At 65.5% G+C, this 17,660-nt stretch carries 16 protein-coding genes; 8 read left to right on the top strand and 8 right to left on the bottom strand.

Annotated elements, in window-relative coordinates:
• Positions 1-20: 20 nt before the first annotated feature.
• From P8Y39_05285 to P8Y39_05260, 6 genes are all read right to left on the bottom strand, one after another.
• Positions 21-461 (bottom strand): carboxymuconolactone decarboxylase family protein, encoded by a 441-nt coding sequence (locus P8Y39_05285; GenBank protein MEJ2191749.1) that lies wholly within the window; start codon positions 459-461, stop codon positions 21-23.
• Between the two features lie 163 nt (positions 462-624).
• Complete coding sequence (locus P8Y39_05280; protein ID MEJ2191748.1) at positions 625-1,653, bottom strand: uroporphyrinogen decarboxylase family protein; 1,029 nt, start codon at positions 1,651-1,653, stop codon at positions 625-627.
• Positions 1,650-2,015, bottom strand: a complete 366-nt coding sequence (locus P8Y39_05275) for a hypothetical protein (GenBank protein ID MEJ2191747.1) — start codon at positions 2,013-2,015, stop codon at positions 1,650-1,652. The genes P8Y39_05280 and P8Y39_05275 overlap by 4 nt, the downstream gene beginning before the upstream one ends.
• A gap of 136 nt (positions 2,016-2,151) precedes the next feature.
• The gene (locus tag P8Y39_05270; GenBank protein MEJ2191746.1) at positions 2,152-3,522 is read right to left on the bottom strand and encodes a sigma-54 dependent transcriptional regulator; all 1,371 of its coding nucleotides are present in this window, start codon (positions 3,520-3,522) and stop codon (positions 2,152-2,154) included.
• On the bottom strand, positions 3,519-5,993 hold the full coding sequence (locus P8Y39_05265; protein ID MEJ2191745.1) for a GAF domain-containing protein: 2,475 nt from the start codon (positions 5,991-5,993) through the stop codon (positions 3,519-3,521). Before P8Y39_05265 ends, P8Y39_05270 begins: the two co-directional genes overlap by 4 nt.
• Positions 5,994-6,051: 58 nt before the next feature.
• Positions 6,052-6,570 carry an OsmC family protein gene (locus P8Y39_05260; protein ID MEJ2191744.1) on the bottom strand — a complete coding sequence of 173 codons (519 nt, stop codon included), beginning with the start codon at positions 6,568-6,570 and terminating at the stop codon, positions 6,052-6,054.
• A gap of 94 nt (positions 6,571-6,664) precedes the next feature.
• Here P8Y39_05260 and P8Y39_05255 point away from each other — a divergent pair, with 94 nt between their 5' ends.
• Genes P8Y39_05255 through P8Y39_05240 form a run of 4 tightly spaced genes read left to right on the top strand, consistent with a single transcriptional unit; the run spans position 6,665 to position 10,647 of the window.
• Positions 6,665-7,120 carry a (2Fe-2S)-binding protein gene (locus P8Y39_05255; protein MEJ2191743.1) on the top strand — a complete coding sequence of 152 codons (456 nt, stop codon included), beginning with the start codon at positions 6,665-6,667 and terminating at the stop codon, positions 7,118-7,120.
• Positions 7,117-9,282 (top strand): xanthine dehydrogenase family protein molybdopterin-binding subunit, encoded by a 2,166-nt coding sequence (locus tag P8Y39_05250; GenBank protein MEJ2191742.1) that lies wholly within the window; start codon positions 7,117-7,119, stop codon positions 9,280-9,282. Before P8Y39_05255 ends, P8Y39_05250 begins: the two co-directional genes overlap by 4 nt.
• Complete coding sequence (locus P8Y39_05245) at positions 9,282-10,166, top strand: XdhC family protein (GenBank protein ID MEJ2191741.1); 885 nt, start codon at positions 9,282-9,284, stop codon at positions 10,164-10,166. Before P8Y39_05250 ends, P8Y39_05245 begins: the two co-directional genes overlap by 1 nt.
• Entirely contained in the window at positions 10,075-10,647 is a 573-nt protein-coding gene (locus P8Y39_05240) for a nucleotidyltransferase family protein (GenBank protein ID MEJ2191740.1), read from the top strand. Before P8Y39_05245 ends, P8Y39_05240 begins: the two co-directional genes overlap by 92 nt.
• Positions 10,648-10,690: 43 nt before the next feature.
• Here P8Y39_05240 and P8Y39_05235 read toward each other — a convergent pair whose 3' ends face one another.
• The gene (locus P8Y39_05235) at positions 10,691-12,703 is read right to left on the bottom strand and encodes a sensor domain-containing diguanylate cyclase (protein ID MEJ2191739.1); all 2,013 of its coding nucleotides are present in this window, start codon (positions 12,701-12,703) and stop codon (positions 10,691-10,693) included.
• Between the two features lie 169 nt (positions 12,704-12,872).
• Between P8Y39_05235 and corA the strand changes: the two genes are divergently transcribed.
• The 3 genes from corA to P8Y39_05220 all read left to right on the top strand — a co-directional run bounded on the left by corA (position 12,873) and on the right by P8Y39_05220 (position 15,146).
• Positions 12,873-13,919, top strand: coding sequence for a magnesium/cobalt transporter CorA (gene corA, locus P8Y39_05230; protein ID MEJ2191738.1), 1,047 nt, complete (start codon positions 12,873-12,875; stop codon positions 13,917-13,919).
• A 70-nt stretch (positions 13,920-13,989) separates the two neighbouring features.
• A complete protein-coding gene (locus P8Y39_05225) occupies positions 13,990-14,670 on the top strand; it encodes a TrkA C-terminal domain-containing protein (protein MEJ2191737.1) in 681 nt (226 codons plus the stop codon).
• Positions 14,671-14,873: 203 nt separating this feature from the next.
• Entirely contained in the window at positions 14,874-15,146 is a 273-nt protein-coding gene (locus P8Y39_05220) for an HU family DNA-binding protein (protein MEJ2191736.1), read from the top strand.
• A gap of 135 nt (positions 15,147-15,281) precedes the next feature.
• On the opposite strand, the gene P8Y39_05215 is transcribed toward P8Y39_05220, so the two are convergent.
• Positions 15,282-16,040, bottom strand: coding sequence for a hypothetical protein (locus tag P8Y39_05215; protein MEJ2191735.1), 759 nt, complete (start codon positions 16,038-16,040; stop codon positions 15,282-15,284).
• A 175-nt stretch (positions 16,041-16,215) separates the two neighbouring features.
• Between P8Y39_05215 and P8Y39_05210 the strand changes: the two genes are divergently transcribed.
• The coding region (locus P8Y39_05210) for a sigma 54-interacting transcriptional regulator (GenBank protein ID MEJ2191734.1) at positions 16,216-17,660 on the top strand (1,445 nt) is incomplete at its 3' end.

Below are 17,660 nucleotides of genomic sequence, written 5' to 3'. Positions count from 1 at the left end.
GCCCCCCTCACGGCCTCCCCTTAGTAGATGCCGTGGTCGAACTTCGGCTGAGGCAGGTACTCCCACTCCTCGCCTTTCCTGAACTTCTGGTCGATATCCACGCACTTCAGCGCGTACTCGAAGGCATAGGGGATGCCCGGTCCGCCCGGGACGAACCCCGCCAGGATCATCCCCACGGCGGCCGCCTCGAAGACCTCCTCCGAGGTGGCCCCGGCATTGATGGCCGGGACGACGTGGATGATGCACCGGGGCGAACAGTACGCCACCCCGCCGGACATGAACATCAGCTCCTTGACCTTCTTCGAGAGGGCGCCGTCGCCGAATATGCTGGCGTAGAAGTCGGCGAAGGTCTTCCCCGGCTCGGGGGTGACGGTGTTGATGATCTGGAACATGCGGGGAACGAACCCGCATTTCTCCTTCATGTACGCGTTTGCCTGCTCAGCCGTCATCTTCGTTTCCATCGTTTCTCCTTTCTCTCCCCGTCCCACGGGCCTCGGGGGCCCCGTGCGGACAAAGAAACTCTTCAGCTCCTCCCACAAAGTTCCCATAGCCGTTCTCCTTCAAGGTTTTCAAACGGCCTGCGCCTTGCTGCCTCCGTCCTTCTCATCACCTCCCCTTGGCTTTTTACAGTTTCCACTCCCGTGCCGCCCCGATGAAGGCCTGGATGTTTTCGTAGGGGACCGTGGGCGGGATGTCGCATCCGGGCATGAGGACGAAGCCCCCGTCCGTCCCCGCGGTCTCTATGACCCTGCGGGAGACCTCCCGCACCTGTTCCGGCGTTCCCTGGAGCATGATGGCCACGGGGTCCACGTTGCCGGCGAAGCACATCTTCCCGTGCAGGAGCTCCTTGGCCTTCGCGATGTCGGTCTTGTGGTCCAGGCTGATGCAGCTGGCCCCGGTCTCCGGCATGAGCTCGAGCCTGTCGGTGGTGTTGCCGCAGATGTGCACCAGCGTGTGCGCGTTCTGGGACTTGGCCCAGTCGGTGAACTTCCTCAGGTAGGGGACGGCAAAGTCCTTGAACTGCTTCTTGGAGATGAGGTCCCCGCTGGCGGTGGGGTCGGCGAGGCTTATGACCTGGAGGGTGCCGTCCTTGACCAGGGGCTCGTACAGGCGTATGAGGAGCTCGGTGATGAACGCGCAGACCTTGTGGACGAACTCCCGGCGCTTGAAGGTGGCCTTCATCATGTCCTCCTCCCCCACGAACCGGGCCGCCAGGGTGAAGGGCCCCCAGGCCGTCATGGTGACCACGTACTCGTCGCCGAGCTTCTTCTTCGCGGCCCGGAGGGCTTCCTTCACCGTGCGTATGACCTCGTCGCGATCCAGGGCCGCAAGGTCCAGCTTCTCCAGGTCCTCCTCGCTTGTAACCAGGTGCTCCTTCAGGTCCGGGGCTCCCATTTCACGGTACTTGATGCCGCCGCCGAAGGCGGCGGCATGAAAATTGTTATAGCCGCTCCCGGCATAGACGATGTCGCAAAGAAGGCGTTGGCTCTCGGCCACCAGCATGTCGGTCATCTTCGTCGCGTCGTGCCCTAGCGCTTCGAAGCTCGTGCCGTAGTCCTTGATGCTCCACATCCCCGCCCCGAAGAGAGTCGCCGGCACCCTGTTGGGTCTGCCCCCTTCGAAGGCTTTCACTATCACGTCCCTGGGTTTCATATGCCTCTGCCTCTCCTTTCCGCTTCTGTGCGTGTGCGAAGCTCCCTGACCACCTGCGTCACCTCCAGAAGGTCCGGCGGCCTCCGGATGCTCCACGTGCCGCCGTCGGAGGTGCCGGTGCTGCCCGCCACGATGACCGGCACGTCTCCGACGGCCAGGTTGATGATTTTCGCCGCTTCCTCCGCCGGAAGCCCTATGGAGCCGGAATCCAGGATGACGCCGGCATAGGAGCGGGCCATCGCCTTTTGAACCGCCAGTGCGGCATGGTCCACCACCTCTACGCCGTAGCCCTCCTGAAACACCACCCCCATGAGCGCCTTGGTGAAAATGGGGTCGTATGAACATAGGAGAATCTTTTCCACGGCACTTGAAGAACAACAATTTTCATGCCATGGGGCAGGAAGAATACAATGCTTGATTATCGGGTACTTCCATGGAGGAACGGGCCGATGGGGCCGGGTAATAATTTCTCAGCGGGGACACAATGCCTCAGAGAAATCAGGCCGAGATGCCGTATCTCTTGAGTTTCAGGTAGAGGGTCTTTCTGCTGATGCCCAGGACCTGGCTGGCCCGGGACTGGTTGCCCCCGGTCTCGCGGAGGACCTTGAGGATGTAGTCCTTTTCCATCTCCTCCAGGGGCAAATAGGGGCCGCCCCCGTTTGAAGTCCCCGCCGGAGCCTCTTCGTGCGTCACGGGGATGGAAAGGTCCCCGGAGCCGATGCTTTCGCCCTCGGTAAGGATGACGGCACGCTCCATTTCGTTCTCGAGCTCCCGGACGTTGCCCGGCCAGTGGTAGGCCACGAGCTTCCCCACGGCCGCGGGCTCCACGCCCCGGACCGGCTTGGCGAGCTTCGAGGCGTACTTCGCCACAAAGTGCTCGGCCAGCTCCGGGATGTCCTCCTTCCGCTCCCTCAGGGGAGGAAGGTCTATGTTGATGACGTTGAGACGGTAGTACAGGTCCTCCCGGAAGGAGCCCTCCTGCACGAGGGCCTGAAGGTCCTTGTTCGTGGCCGCCAGGACGCGGACGTCCACCGAGAGGGGCCGGGTGGCTCCCACCCGGCGGAACTCCCCGGAGTCCAGGAACCTCAGGAGCTTGGCCTGAAGCCCCACGGGCATCTCGGCTATCTCGTCCAGGAACAGGGTGCCCTTGTCCGCGACCTCCACGATGCCGTACTTGCTCTGGTAGGCGGAGGTGAAGGCCCCTTTTTCATGGCCGAAGAGCTCGCTCTCCATGAGGTTTTCGGAAAAAGTGGAGCAGTTCAGGGCCGTAAAGGGGCGGTCCCGCCGGGTGCTCATCTGCCAGATGGTGTTGGCGATGAGCTCCTTGCCCGTGCCGCTCTCCCCGGTGATGAGCACCGTGGAGTCGGTGGCGGCGATTTTCCCGACTAGGGCCAGGACGTCCTCGAGGGCCCGGCTCCGGCCGATAATGGCGCCCCGGGATTCCTTTCTGATCAGCTCCTGCTGCAGGACGAGGTTCTCGGTGCTCAGGCGCTCGTATTCATAAGCACGGTTGATGATGATCTCCAGCTCGTCGAGCTTGTAGGGCTTGGTCAGGTAATCATACGCGCCGTTTTTCATGGCCTCCACGGCCGTCTCGATGGTGGCCCGGCCGGTAAGCACCACCACCGCCGGCTTGTGGTGCTCCCCCCGCATCTCCTTCATGACGGAGATGCCGTCCACCCCGGGCATGACGATGTCCAGAAGGACGACGTCGAAGGGGTGCTCCTTCATGCTCTGAAGGGCCGCGGCCCCGTCGCCGGCCACCTCCACGGCGAACCCCTTGCGGGTGAGCTCCTTCTTCAGGAGCCTCCGGAAGGGCTCTTCGTCGTCCACGACAAGGACCTGTATCTTCCGTTCGTCGTCCTTCACCGGACCCCTTTCCCGGCCGGTTTCTTGGCCGGGAGCCTCACCGTGAAGGTGCTGCCCCTGCCCGGGGCGCTCTCGGCGTCCACAACCCCTCCGTGCTCCTGGGCTATCTTGTGGCAGATGCTCAGGCCCAGGCCCGTGCCCTCCCCCGGAGGCTTGGTGGTGAAGAACGGGTCGAATATCTTCTCGAGGATGCCGGCGGGAATACCCGGGCCCGAATCCGATATCGATACGGATACCGTCCCCCTGTCTTCCTCGCCGGGCTCGGCGCCCCGGGGATAGCCGCTTCGTATCAGGATGGTACCCCCGTCGGGGGTGTAGTACATGGCGTTTATGATGATGTTCATGAAAAGCTGCCTGAGTGCGCCGGGCTCGGCCTGGACCTTGGGAAGGTCGCGGTTGAGGTCGAACTCCATCTGGCAGTTCAGGCGCTTGGCCCGGTGGTTCACCAGGAGGATGACCTCCTTCAGAAGCTCGTTGACGTCCAGCTCCCGGAACTGCCCCCGGTGAGGGCGGGAGAACTCCAGGAGGCTCCCCAGGATGGCCTTGCAGCGGAATATCTCCCCGTGGATGGTCTTCAGGTACTCGGGGAAGTCCTCGAAGGCCGGTGAGCCGCTCAGGCCCTCGTCCTTGGCCCTGTCCAGGAGGGCCTCGGAGTACCCCGCGATGATGCCCAGGGGGTTGTTAATCTCATGGGCGATGCCGGCCACCAGGGTGCCCAGGGAAGCCAGCTTGTCCGCGCGGATGAGCTGCTGCTCCAGGCGCTTCTGGGCGGTGACGTCCTTCAGGTAATGCACCACGGCGTAGATGCGCCCCTCGTCGTCGCTGAGGGGATACGCCCAGGAATGGAAAATTCCCCCGTCCTCTCCCTTGAGCTCCAGGGAGACGGCTCGACGCGCCTGTACGGCGTTTGCGCAGAGCCGTCCCTCCACCCGCACGCCGATGCGCCCGAGGAGCTCTTCGCACCGGAGCCCCCCGACCTCCCGCGCCGAGAGGCCGGTGCGCGCCAGGAGGGCCTGGTTGGCCCGGAGCACGCTGCGCCCCATGTCCTCTATCCAGACCATGTCGGTTATGGCGTCGAAGGTCTTCTCCCATTCCTTCTTGTCACGGGATATCTCCTCGAAGAGAAGGGAGTTCTCCAGGGCGATGGCGATGTGCTTGCTTACCGGAAGCAGAAGCTCTAGGTCCTCCTCGCCGTAGGCGCCGGGGCGCGTGGAGTCGAGGTTGAAGACCCCGAGCATCTTGTCCTGCCAGAGGGGGATGCTGATGGTGGAGCGTATGCCCTCGTCGCGGAGCTTCCGGTCCAGGGCGAAGGGGACGTCCTTCGCAAGGTCTCCGTTTATCCAGGGCCTGTTGTTGCGGACGACCCAGCCCGCGCTGGTCCCCTCGACGGGGGCGGTGACGCCCTTGGGCATGACGGTTTTCATCTGGGTGTCCAGGGCGAAGATAAGGAGGTTGTCCGTGTCCTCCTGGTACAGAAGGAGGCTCGCCCGGTCGTACTGGAAAATCTTGCGTATCTCGGAGACCATGATGCGGAAGACGGTGCCGATGCTCAGGCTCGAGTTCACCGTGCCGCTCAGCTCGTTGATGAGCTCGATCTCCCGCATCTTCTCCCTGAGCTGCTCGATGAGGCGCGCGTTCTCTATGGCCACGCCGAGCTGTCCGGCGATGACCGTAAGGAGCCCCAGGTCCTCCCGGCTGAAGTACTCGGGCTTTCTGCTTGCCACCGTCAGAACGCCCCAGGTGACGCCCTTGCTCCGGATGGGGACGGCGGCCAGGCTCTCGATTCCGGTCATGCTCTGCCCGGCCCGGCAGAGGCGGGGGTCCTGGGAGGCGTTGCCCACCACGAGGGGGTTATCCAGGGAAAGGGCCTTCCCGGCCAGGCACTCCCCGGGCCGGAGCACCTCGGACTCGCCCAGGAGGGCCCTGTCGGTGCCCATCTCGGCCCGGAGCGTCAACTTCCCCGTCTTCTGCTCCACCAGGTGCACCCATCCGGCCTCCACGCCCATGATGGGCGGCATGTGCTTGATGAGGGCCTCCAGGATGTCTTCCGTCCGGGAGTGCTCGCTCAGAATGCCGGCGAAGGTATGAAAAAGCGTAAGCTCCTTGGCCATCTGGGCCGGGGACGGCTCCTGAGGGGACCGCTTGACAACCAGAAGCCCCACCCCAGGCTCTCCGGCGGCCGAGAGGGTCAGCTCCAGGGCATGGCCGGCGCCGTCCCTGCCCGGAAGCGTTGTCCGGGCCCTGAGCGGACGGGCATGCTCTCCCGCGGGGAAACAGGCTCCATCAGGCAGCGCCCCCGGGAAGACGTCCCGGAGACGCTTCCCCTCCCAGGGGCGGTCCTCCAGCAGCCCGGCCCAGGCGGCATTGCCCGCGACGAGGGTGCCATCGGCGTCATAGAGCGCTGCGGGAATGTCCAGGTGTTCGAGGGTCTCAAGAAGGGAATTCGTCTTTTTTTGTGGGGAGACTCCCATATATTCATTATATCAGAGCGGCCCTTCCGTCCGGCAATGGCGGCCGCCGCAAGAAGACTTACCCGCCCGTCTTTTTGACGTTGACCTCGCCCGTAACGGGCACGGGGGTGGAGAGGCTCGCCACCACGGGACAGTGGCAGAGCACCTCGTTGGCAAGCTCCCGTATCCTGTCCCCGTCCTCCGGAGACTCTATGGAGAAGGTGTAACGGATGTCCTTGAAGGAGGCCGGGACGTCCCCTATCATGAAAAGCCCCCTCAGGTCCAGCGTGCCCTCCACCTCCACGCTCACGGCGTCCACCCTGTAGCCCCGGTGGGCGGCAAACTCGTAGAAGGACGCCTCGATGCAGGCGGCAAAGGCGCCCAGGAGCATCTCGATGGGGTTGGGGCCCAGGTCCTCGCCCCCGGCCGGCGGCGGGTAATCGCTTTTCATCACGTGCCGGCGGGCCCTGCTTTCGGTGTACAGGCCCCGCACGTGCCGCGACGTCACCCGCGGGCGGTAGAGAGCCGCCTCGGGTTTGCGCTTCATGAGTTCCATCCGCTTCTGGACGATTTCCTTGAGGTCTTCCGGTCCTGCCATCTCCCGGTCTCCTTTTCGCGGTTTTTTATCCCTATGGTAGCACGGGCTTCTTGACAAGCCCGGGGGAAAGGAGTATGTATGGACGTATATCGCCATGATACACCTGAACGTAAACGGAAAGAGTTACAGCGTCCAGGCCCCGGCGGATGTCCCGCTGCTCTGGGTGCTCCGCGAGCGCCTGGGCCTCTGGGGCACCAAGTTCGGATGCGGCATCGGCCTGTGCGGCTCCTGCACGGTGCACGTGGACGGAATAGTCACGCGCTCCTGCATGCTCGCGGCCGGGGAGGCCGAGGGCAAGAAGGTCCTCACCATCGAGGGCCTTCCCGAGGACCACCCGGTCAAGCGCGCCTGGGTGGCCGAGCAGGTCCCACAGTGCGGCTACTGCCAGCCCGGCCAGATAATGCAGGCCACAGCCCTGCTCGCCCGGGACCCCGACCCCTCGGACGAGACGATACGGCATTTCATGGAGGGGAACCTCTGCCGGTGCGGCACCTACCCCGACATCAGGCGGGCCATTCGCCGCGCGGCCAGGGAGAGGAAAAAGAAATGACCCCCCTTTCCAGGCGCGAATTCCTCCAGGCGTCCCTGGCCGGGGCCGGCCTCACCCTGGTGGCCGGCGTGGGCCCGTGGGGGCCGGCCGTTGCCCATGCGAAGGAAGAAAGCGTGCTCAGCCCCGCCGTCTGGCTCAAGGTCCGCACCGACGGCAGCGTGCTGACCGTCGTGAACAAGTCCGAGATGGGCCAAGGGGTTTATACCTCGCTGCCCATGATTATGGCCGATGAGCTTGACACCCCGTGGGAGACGGTGGAGCTTCGGGTGGCCCCGGCGGGGAAAGAGTACAAGGACCCCGTCTGGGACCAGCAGGCGACCGGCGGCAGCACCAGCGTGCGGCATATGGAAGAGCCCCTGCGGAAGGCCGCCGCATCCGCCCGGCAGATGCTCCTTCAGGCCGGAGCAGCCACGTGGGGCGTCCCCGCAGGCGAGTGCCGGGCGGAGCAGGGGATGGTAAGGCATCCCGAAAGCGGAAGGAGCCTCTCTTACGGCGAGCTGGCCGCGAAAGCCGCCGCCCTCCCGGTGCCGGAGAGCCCTCCCCTCAAAAAGCCGGCCAACTTCACCCTGAGGGGCAAGCCCCTGGACCGACTGGACGTGCCCGCGAAAGTGGCCGGAAGGGCCCGCTTCGGCATCGACGTCTTCGTCGAAGGCATGCTCTATGCCGCCATGGCCCGCCCTCCCGCCTACGGGGCCGGGCTTCTTTCCTTTGACGAAGTCGCCGCCCGCAAGGTCCCGGGCGTAAAGGCCGTGGCCCCCCTCTCACATGGGGTGGCCGTCTGTGCGGAGAGCATCTGGGCGGCCCAAAGGGGCCGCGACGCCCTGAACGCAAAGTGGAGCCGGGGGACCGAGCCTTCCCTGAGCAGCGCCTCCCTGGCCGAGACGTTCCACGAGAGCCTGGCGAAAAAAGGCGTGATTGCAGAGAACAGGGGAGACGCAGCCCAGGCCGTCGTGAAGGCCGACGCGAGGGTGGAGTCCACCTATCTGCTTCCCTACCTGGCCCACGTGACCATGGAGCCCATGAACGCCACCGCCCACGTGCAGGCGGACCGGTGCGAGGTCTGGGTGCCCACCCAGAACCAGACGGGGGTGCTCGAAGAGGCCGGAAAGATAAGCGGCCTTCCTCCCGAGAAAATCCAGGTGCACACCACCTTCCTGGGCTGCGGCCTGGGCAGGCGATACGAGAGGGACTTCACCCGGGAGGCCCTGGAGGCATCCAAGACTTGCGGCAAGCCGGTCAAGCTCATCTGGAGCCGCGAGCAGGACATCCACTACGACTTCTACCGTCCGGCCAATGCCGCCAGCATACGCGGGAGCGTGGACCAGGACGGCAGGATAACGGGCTGGGCCCACAAGGTGGCCGCGCCTTCCATCTTCGCCCGGGCCATTCCCGAGATGATGAAAGGCGGCGTGGACCCGGCGGCCGTGGAGGGCGTGAAGGACCTCATCTACGACGTCGAGAACCTGTATGTGGAATACGTGCGGGTGGAAACGCCCGTGCCGGTGGGATTCTGGCGCTCGGTGGGGCATTCGCACAACGCCTTTACCGTGGAGAGCTTCGTCGACGAGCTGGCGGAGGCCGCAGGCAGGGACCCCCTCGCCCTGAGGCTCGATAACCTGAAGAATAACCCCGATGCGCGGCGGGTCCTCTCCACGGTGGCCGAGATGTCCGATTACGGGCGTCCCCGCCCCGACGGGCGAGCCCTGGGCGTGGCCGTGCACGCGTCCTTCGGCAGCACGGTGGCCCAGGCGGCGGAGGTCTCTGTGGACAGCGAAACCGGCGTCACGGTGCATCGGGTCTGGTGCGCCGTGGACTCGGGCAAGGTCATCAACCCCGCCATCGTGAAGGCCCAGATGCGCGGAGGCATCATCATGGGGCTCAGCGCCGCCCTCATGGAGGAGGTGGCCTTCAAGGACGGAGGCCCCCGGTCAGGCAACTTCGACACCTACCCCATCCTGAGGATGGGCGCGGTCCCGGAGATAGAGGTCGAGGTCACCCCCGGCGGCGGCCCCCTGGGCGGCATCGGGGAGCCCGGTGTCCCCCCTATCGCCCCGGCCGTTTCCAACGCGGTCTTCGCGGCCGCGGGCATCCGCTTCCGGACCCTGCCCATGAACCCCCAGCGCGTAAAGGAAGAAATGAAGCGGGCCGGAAAGGCCACCTGATGGACGTCTTCTCGGCCCTCGCCCGCATGAAGGCCCAGGGCCTTCCCTGCGCCCTGGCCATCGTGGTGCAGAGGGAGGGCTCCTCCCCGCAGCGGGAGGGCGCCAAGATGCTGGTCAGGGCCGACGGCTCCACGGCGGGCACGGTGGGGGGCGGGTGCCTGGAGGCCGAGGTGCGGCAGGCCGCCCTCATGGCCTTGAAGGACGGGGAGCCCCGGACGGCCCGGTTCGCCCTTACCGATGAACAGGGCGGGCTGGTCTGCGGCGGAAAGGTCCTGGTCTATATCGAGCCGGTCATCCCCGAGCCTCATCTGCTCGTCCTTGGGGCCGGCCACGTGGGCCGCGCCCTGGCCCATGCGGCCCGCTTTGCGGGCTTTCGGGTCACCGTGGCGGACGACCGGGAGGAGTTCCTGGGCGACCTCCCCCAGGCCCGGACGGCCGTTGTCCGGGACTTCTCGGAGGCTTTCCGGACGCTTCCCGCCGATGCCGACACCTACGTGGTGGTGGCCACCCGCGGGCATACGCACGACCTTGCGGCCCTCACGGCCGCCCTGCGCACCCCGGCGCGGTACGTGGGGCTTCTGGGAAGCCGCCGGAAGCGCGCCCTCCTCTTCCGGCACCTGAAAAGGGACGGGTTTTCGGAGGAGGACATGGGCCGGGTCCTCACCCCCGTGGGGCTTCCCATCGGGGCGGCCACCCCCGAGGAGATAGCCATAAGCATCGTGGCCCAGATGATAGAGACAAGGAGGAAAAGTGGCCTCCCCCATGCCGAGGGCCGGGACAGAGGTGTGGGCGGTGGTGCTTGCGGCGGGGCGCTCGGAGCGGATGGGCACCCCGAAGCAGCTTCTTCCCCTCCGGGGGAAACCCGCCCTCAGACGCACCATTGAGGCTCTGGTACAAGGCGGCATAACGAGGGCCGTGGCCGTCCTGCCCCCCGAAAGCCCGGAGATGGAAAACGTCCTGGCGGGCCTTCCGGTCATCCTTGTGCACAACGCCATCCCCAGAAGCGAGATGGCCGACTCCGTTCGCATCGGTCTCTCCGAGGTCGACTCCGGGGCCACCGGCGTGCTCATCGCCCCGGCAGACCATCCCCTGGTCTCCGCCGGGACCGTCCACACCCTGTGCACCCTTCACCGGAGCATTCCCGGCCGCATCCTGATGCCCACCTACGGGGGCCGGAGGGGACATCCCACCCTGTTTCCACAGTCCCTGCTTCGGGGGCTCTCGCCGGGGCTTACGCTGAGGGACGTGCTTCGGCAAAACGCCGGAGACGTGCAGGCCGTGGACGTGCCGGACGAGGGAGTGGTCCTGGACATGGACACCCCGGCGGACTACGAGCGGCTCAAGACCCTCGCCCGCTCCGCATGAAAGCCGCTTCCCGGGCCGTGCCGTCCTTCCCGCCGCGCGGGACTCAGCGAATCAGCGGGCTTTGAGAAGAAGGCATGACAAGGCACCTCGCACCCCCCGTCTCCCAGGCGGCCACCCTGTTTCTGCCGCTCTCCTTGGCATGGTAGAGCGCCCGGTCCGCCCGCTCGATGAGGTCGGCCTTGCGCCGGGCATCCCTGGGGGCGGAGGCCACCCCGACGCTGAGAGTAACGGGTATCTCCCGCCCGTCCACCCGGAAGGCCGCTCCCTCTACCTTGCCCCGAATGCGCTCCGCCGTCCGCCTGGCCCCTTGCGGGTCCACGTCCACCAGGATGGCCGCGAACTCCTCGCCCCCGTATCGGGCGGGGACGTCCACGCTGCGGACGGTCCGCCGGAGGATGGTGGCCAGCTTCCTCAACACGGCGTCCCCGGCGGGATGGCCGCAGGTGTCGTTTATCTGCTTGAAATGGTCGATGTCCAGCAGAAGGAGCGCAAGGGAGCCCCCGCTTCTCAGGACGCGGGCCAGCTCCTTTTCCAGGAGCTCCTGGAAGTGCCGGTGGTTGTAAAGCCCGGTGAGGCCGTCGGTGATGGCCTTGGCCGTAATCTCGCCGTGGAGCATGCTGTTTTTCAGGGACAGGGCCGCCTGGTTGACGACGATGGAAAGTATCTCTATCTGCTCCGGGGTGAGGGTGTCCGTCCGGGGCGAGGTCAGGACGATGACGCCCAGGGGCTCCTCGCCGTAGAGGACCGGCACGGCTAGGGCCGAGCCCACCTCCGGCCCCTCGAAGGGCAGGGCCCGCTGTCCGTGCCCCAGCGTCATGTTGGAGATGTACAGGCACTGGGCGTTCTCCAGGGCCATGCCCGCCAGCGAGCCCCCCAGGGCGAACCGAAGCTTCCGGGGCGGGGCGTAGCCCTCGGTCCTGACGAGCTTGAAGCCCCTGGTATCCTTCAAGAAGAAGGCCGCCTCCAGGGAGACCATCTCGGAGACGGCCTCCATGATGAGGTCCAGGACGGTCTCGGTCTCCAGGGAGGAAAGGAGCCTGGAGCTTTGGGCCCGCAGGGCCTCGAGCTTGAGGTTCGTCCTTTCGGTCTCGGCCTGGATGCGCTTCCTGAGAAGCGCCCGGGCGACCTGCCCCGCAAAGAGCCCCAGCGCCTCGAGGTCCGCAGCCCCGAAGGCCCCCGGGCTCCTGCTGTCCGCTGCAAGGACGCCCAGGGTGAACCCTCCGTCCTTGACCGGGGCAGCCGCAAGCGAGGTGACCCTCCCCCGGCGGACGTATCCCGGAGAGAAGCCTTCTCCCCTTCCGGCATCCCCCAGAAGGGGCCTGCCCTCTTCCAGGACCTCGTGGATGAGCCCCCGGGGCGCGAGTGTGACGGCCTCGTTGGTGGATGAGCGCAGGGTGAGCTCTCCCTCTTGAAGGAGGAAGAGGCTCACCGCCTCCGGCGCGAGGGTGAACGATGCGCCTTTCAGGATGTCCCGCACCTCGGGGTCCCGCTCGCCCCAAAGGCCGTCGGAGAGCCGGTCGTCGCGCCGTCGCGCCGCGCGGTGCCTTCCCCGGACGGCTTCGCGTTCCCTTATGCGCCGGGCCCCCGTGCCCAGGCAGAAGGCCGAAGCGGCGGCCCCAAGCAGGATGAGGCCCGCCCGAAACTCCCCGGCCATGAGCGGTGGAAGCATAAAGGCAACAACCAGGGCCAGGGCCAGAAGCGCGGTGGCGGCGTCAAAAAAGAGGGCCGAAGCCAGGGGCAGAAGCACAAAAGCCGTCCGCGCTCCCTCCCATCCGGGAAGCGCCGCCACCCCCGCAACGAGAAGGCCCGCCATGGCCAATGCCGTCCGCCCCCGGTTCGCGCCGCCCCGGAAGAAAAAATAGAGGAAGGTAAAAAGAAAGCCCAGAGATGCCAGGGGAAACCACCAGGAGGCCCACCGCCGGGGCCCACCCATGAAGAGCGCAACGTACAGGGCCACGGGGAAAAGCACGGCGGCCGCGTCAAGAAAGACCGCAAGGCTCCTCGCCCATGGTCCGCCACCCCCTGCCCCCCATGGGCTGCGCAGGACTCTTCCCATCGCCTGGCCGCTATTATAAATGTTCCGGGGAGGAATTTGTCGGAGAGAGGTTTCCCCGGCCCCGCCGCCTTCTGTATAATGCAGGCAGAAGGCCGCATGACGGCGTGACGGCGCACGCCGCACGGGGCCGAGGAGGGCGGAACCTGTGAAACGTCGTTCCTTGAGAAGCATGTCCGAGAAGGCCGGGCTTCCTCCGGGAACACCGGTCTTCGTGGGGGAGAAGAAAGCCGAGGAGACGCGCATCACCGTCATGGATTATGACGAGGAGCACGTCCAGGCGTGGGAAGCCCGCTCCGTCGACGAGTGCCTGGCCCTGAAGGACACGCCCTCGCGCACCTGGGTGCACGTGGAAGGCTTCCAGGACGTCGAGGCCATCGAAGCACTGGGCCGTGGCTTCGATGTGCACCCCCTGGTCACCGAGGACATCCTCAACACCGAGCAGCGGCCCAAGACCGAGGTCTTTGACGACTACGTCTTCATCGTGGCCAAAGCGGTGCGGTTTTCCGAGACGATGGACGCCCTGGAGGTCGACCACGTCTGCCTCGTGCTCGGGAAGAACTTTCTGCTCACGTTCCAGGACGGGCGGGGAGACCTTTTCGCGCACGTCCGGACGCGCGTCAGAAACGCCCGGGGCATCGTCAGGAGGGCCGGGATGGACTATCTGGCGTATGTCCTCCTGGACTCCATCGTCGATGGGCTTTTCATTGTGCTGGAGAAGCTGGACGACATCATCGCGGAGGTGGAGGAGGAGGTGACCGGCGATGCGGCCGGCCCGCAGACCCTGGCGAGGCTGCACGTGGTGAAACGCCAGGTGGTCACCCTCTCCCGCATCGTCTGGCCCATGCGGGACATCGCGGTGGGGCTCACCCGGGAGGAGTCCGCCGTCATCTCGGCGGCCATGGAGCCCTACTTGAGGGACATCCATGACCACGCCGTGCAGGTCATCGAGACCATCGAAGCCTTCCGGGACATGACCTCGGCGCTGCTGGACGTCTATCTCTCCGGGGTCAGCAACAAGCTCAACGAAGTGATGAAAGTGCTCACCGTCTTTGCTTCGCTGTTCATTCCCCTGACGTTCATCACGGGAATCTACGGGATGAACTTCGCCTACATGCCGGAGCTGCACTGGAAGTGGGGGTACTTCGCCGTCCTCGGCGTGATGGCCGGGCTCGGCGCGGCCCTCCTGCTGTTCTTCAGGAAGAAGGGGTTCTTTTAAAAGAAAAAGGGACCGGAGCGCGCCCGTGCCGCGCTCTGGCAAAAGGAACCGAAAGAATGGACGGCGCCCCGTGAAAGGACTGTACTATCTCTTTCCCACCCTCCTTGCGATACTCGTCTCCCTCCTGGTGGTCAGGGCGGCCGCCATCGCCCTGATGATGACCGGGCTCGACAGGAGAAGGGCCGTTTTCCAGGCCCTCTCGGCCTTCACGGGAACGGGCTTCACCACGCGGGAGGCCGAAAGCGTCATCAACCACCCTCAGCGCCGCAAGATCATAAGCAGGCTCATGATCCTCGGCAACGCCGGCATCGTCGCCGTCATGGTCACGGCCACCTCCTCGCTGGTGGCCGTGGAGGGCGTCCAGATTCCCATCAACGTCATCATCCTCGTGGCGGGCCTGCTGGTCATTTACAAGATAGCCACCCACCGGGGGTTCATCAAGCGGTGGGAACAGTTCATCGAGGACAAGCTCGTGAAGTCCAGGGCCATGGAGGAAGCGCCGGTGGAGGACCTCCTGCACCTTCTGGAAGGCCACGGCCTGGTGAAGCTCATCGTGCAGGAGGGCTCTGCCCACGAGGGAAAGACCGTCATGGACTTCAGGTCGGCGATAAAGGGCGCCATAATCCTCGGCATCGAGCGCGAGGGGCAGTGGCTGCCCGTACCGCGCCACAGGGAAGTCATACAGGCGGGAGACAGGCTGGTCATCTACGGCCGCCTGACCGCCCTGGAGACACTCCGGACCGAACGCTGAGAGCTCTATTGAGATGCGTTCCGCCTGCACCGGGAAAGCCTGTCTTTGCGCGGTTTCAAAGACAAGGAAAAAATTTCCCCTCCCTCACATTTTCTATTCCCTTTGATGAAGACTTTGGGTTATACTCTTTCAAAGTTTTCGCCGGTAATCTCAATTCATACTATTTGTGGGGGAGACAAACCCATCAAAAAGGAGGAGGAAGAATGACGAAGGCAGAGCTTATCGACAAAATGGCCGACGACGCCGAGATTTCCAAGGCCTCAGCGGCAAAGGCCCTCAACGCCATGGTCGACGGGGTGGTGAAGTCCGTCAAGAAGGGGCAGAAGGTCACCCTGGTGGGATTCGGCACTTTCGCCGCCACCCGGAGAAAGGCCCGCAAGGGAAGGAATCCCCAGACGGGCGAGTCCATCAAGATCAAGGCTTCCAAGGCCCCGAAGTTCACTCCGGGGAAGGCTTTTAAGGACGCCGTGAGATAATCTTCATCCTCTGGCTATCCGGGGCGGCCTCCGGCCGCCCTTTTTCTTTTTGTTGGGATGCCGCGGCCTCCGGCCGCCTTTTTCTTGTGATGTCGCGGGCCAAGGGTTTCCTCGGACGTCTTCGGCAGCAGGATATCACCGGGCGGCAGGGAGGGATTCCTCCACATGGACATCCTTCCCCAGACGGATGAGGATGGCCCGGAGAAGAGAAGCGCTGTGGCCCAACTGGGTGTACGCCTCCTCGCGCGTCATGTTCCTGTCCTCGGCCCGGAGGCGCATCCCCAGGTGGCGCGAGAGATTGGCGATGCGGGCGACCTCCCTGGCCACGGCCCGTTCGAAATCCTCCCCCCTGAGCGAGATGTCATACATATGAAGGCGGATGTTCCGCGTGATGGCCGGGAGGCCGTCGTCCTCCACCGTGGCGTCGTTGGCCGTATGGCGCAGCCGGTTGAAATCGTCCCACGGCGTGTTGTGCAGGGGCTGGGAGAGGTCCGCGACGTAATGGGCGCAGAAGGCCAGGTTGTACTCGGCGTACTTGCCCTCTTCCGTGCTCCTCAGGTACCGCCTGAGAGAGCCCAGGACGGCCCCGTAGAGATGGCCCTGGATGCCCTCGGGAGCGTTATAGCGCTGCGCCTGCAGGAGCACCAGCGCCGGGGTAACATCCACGCCCAGGGCGTTGTTGAAGTAATGGTTGTATCGCTCCCGGCCTCCGGCCTTGAGCTTGGCCATATCAGCTCCGGCGGCGTTGTACCATCTCTCGTAGCCGGCGGCCCTGGCAACCGCCAGATGCGTCATGTCGTGCCAGGCCCGGGCGGACGCGCCCGGAAGCGCGATGAGCGAGACGAGGGCGTAAAAGAAGCAGGCCGGCCAGCCAAGACGATGGGGTCTCCCCATGTCTGATTATAGAAACCTCCGCAGGCAGGGTCAACAAGCCTCGCAAACGCGAAGAAGTCCCCGCGGTCACGAAACCAGCCGCTAAGGCACTTTTGAGGTGTCCTACACTGCTTTTATGCTATTGACAGGTGTGCTACTCGGTGCTATAAGAATAAAACATGGAGCGGCACTCTCGATGAAGAGCTGCGGACATTCTTCCTGCGTGCTTCTTATCTCGGACACAGGCCCGCGCGCGGCCTCCCTGGAGGCTGTCCTGAGAAGCGAGGGCTACGGCATCACGGTGGCCAGGGGATATGAGGAAGCCCTGGAGAAGCTCTCCAGCGAGCGGGTGAGCCTCATCCTTCTGGACCTCGCCGCAAACGGCTCTTCGCACGCGGAACTGCTCAGAGCGATGCACACGAAGCAAGCGCGCTCCGCGGTGCTCACAAGCTCCGTCGAGGCCGACGGGACGGCCGCCCTCGACCCGTGCGCCCGGGAACCCAGGCGCGCCAACCTGGAGGCGGTTTTCCGGAGCGTGCGGGACGGCATCGTGACGGTGCAGAGGGAGCGAAGGGTGCTGGAGCTCAACGAGGCGGCCTGCCGCCTGTTCGGCCTCCGGAGGGAGGAGGTGCTGGGCAGGGAGCTGGACGCGCTGCCCTTCGAGGGGTGCAAGGGGAAGGTCCTGGAGGCCCTCGCCCGGTGCCTCGAGAGGCAGGAGACGGTGGAGCTTCACCGGATGGAGTGCCTGCTCAGGGGGAAGCAGCGGGGCCGGGTGGTGGACGTCACCATAAGCCCGCTTCTGGACGGCGGGGGTGCCCTCTCCGGAGCGGTGGTGGTGATGCGGGACGAGACCCGCCTGGCCCTCCTGGAGCGGGACACCGGGCAGAGGAAGGAGTTCGAGGGGATGGTGGGCATGAGCAGGTCCATGCAGCGGGTCTACGCCCTGGTGGAGGACCTGGCCGACCTGGACACCACGGTGCTCATCACCGGGGAGTCGGGCACCGGCAAGGAGCTGGTGGCCGAGGCCTTGCACGCCCGGGGCGGGAGGGCCCAGGGGCCCCTGGTGAGGGTCAACTGCACGGCCCTGGCCGAGAACCTCCTGGAGAGTGAGCTCTTCGGCCACGTCAAGGGGGCCTTCACCGGCGCGGTGGCCGACCGGGAGGGCCGGTTCGAGCGGGCCCACGGGGGCACCATCCTCCTGGACGAGGTGGGCGACATCTCCCCGGGGATGCAGATGCGGCTCCTCAGGGTGCTGCAGCACAGGGAGTTCGAGCGGGTGGGCGACCCCTCTCCCCGCAGGGTGGACGTCCGGGTGGTGGCCGCCACCAACCGCGACCTCAAGGAGAAGGTGCGCAAGGGGGAGTTCCGGGAGGACCTGTACTACCGGCTCAAGGTGGTGGAGATACACCTGCCGCCCCTGAGGGAGCGGAGGGAGGACATCCCCCTGCTGGTGGAGCACTTCACCGGGCACTTCAACCGCAAGCTGGAACGGGCCGTCCAGGGGGTCTCCGACGAGGTCCGGAGGCTCCTCGCCGAGCACGCCTGGCCGGGGAACGTCCGGGAGCTGGAGCACGCCCTGGAGCACGCCGTCATCCTCGCCCGGAGCGAGGTCCTCACCCTGGAGGACCTCCCCCAGGACCT

The organism is Nitrospirota bacterium (genome assembly GCA_037386965.1).
Taxonomy (GTDB): Bacteria; Nitrospirota; Thermodesulfovibrionia; order Thermodesulfovibrionales; family JdFR-86; genus JARRLN01.
Note: the sequence above shows the minus strand (reverse complement) of the source record. Positions and strands in the feature narration are given on the sequence as shown.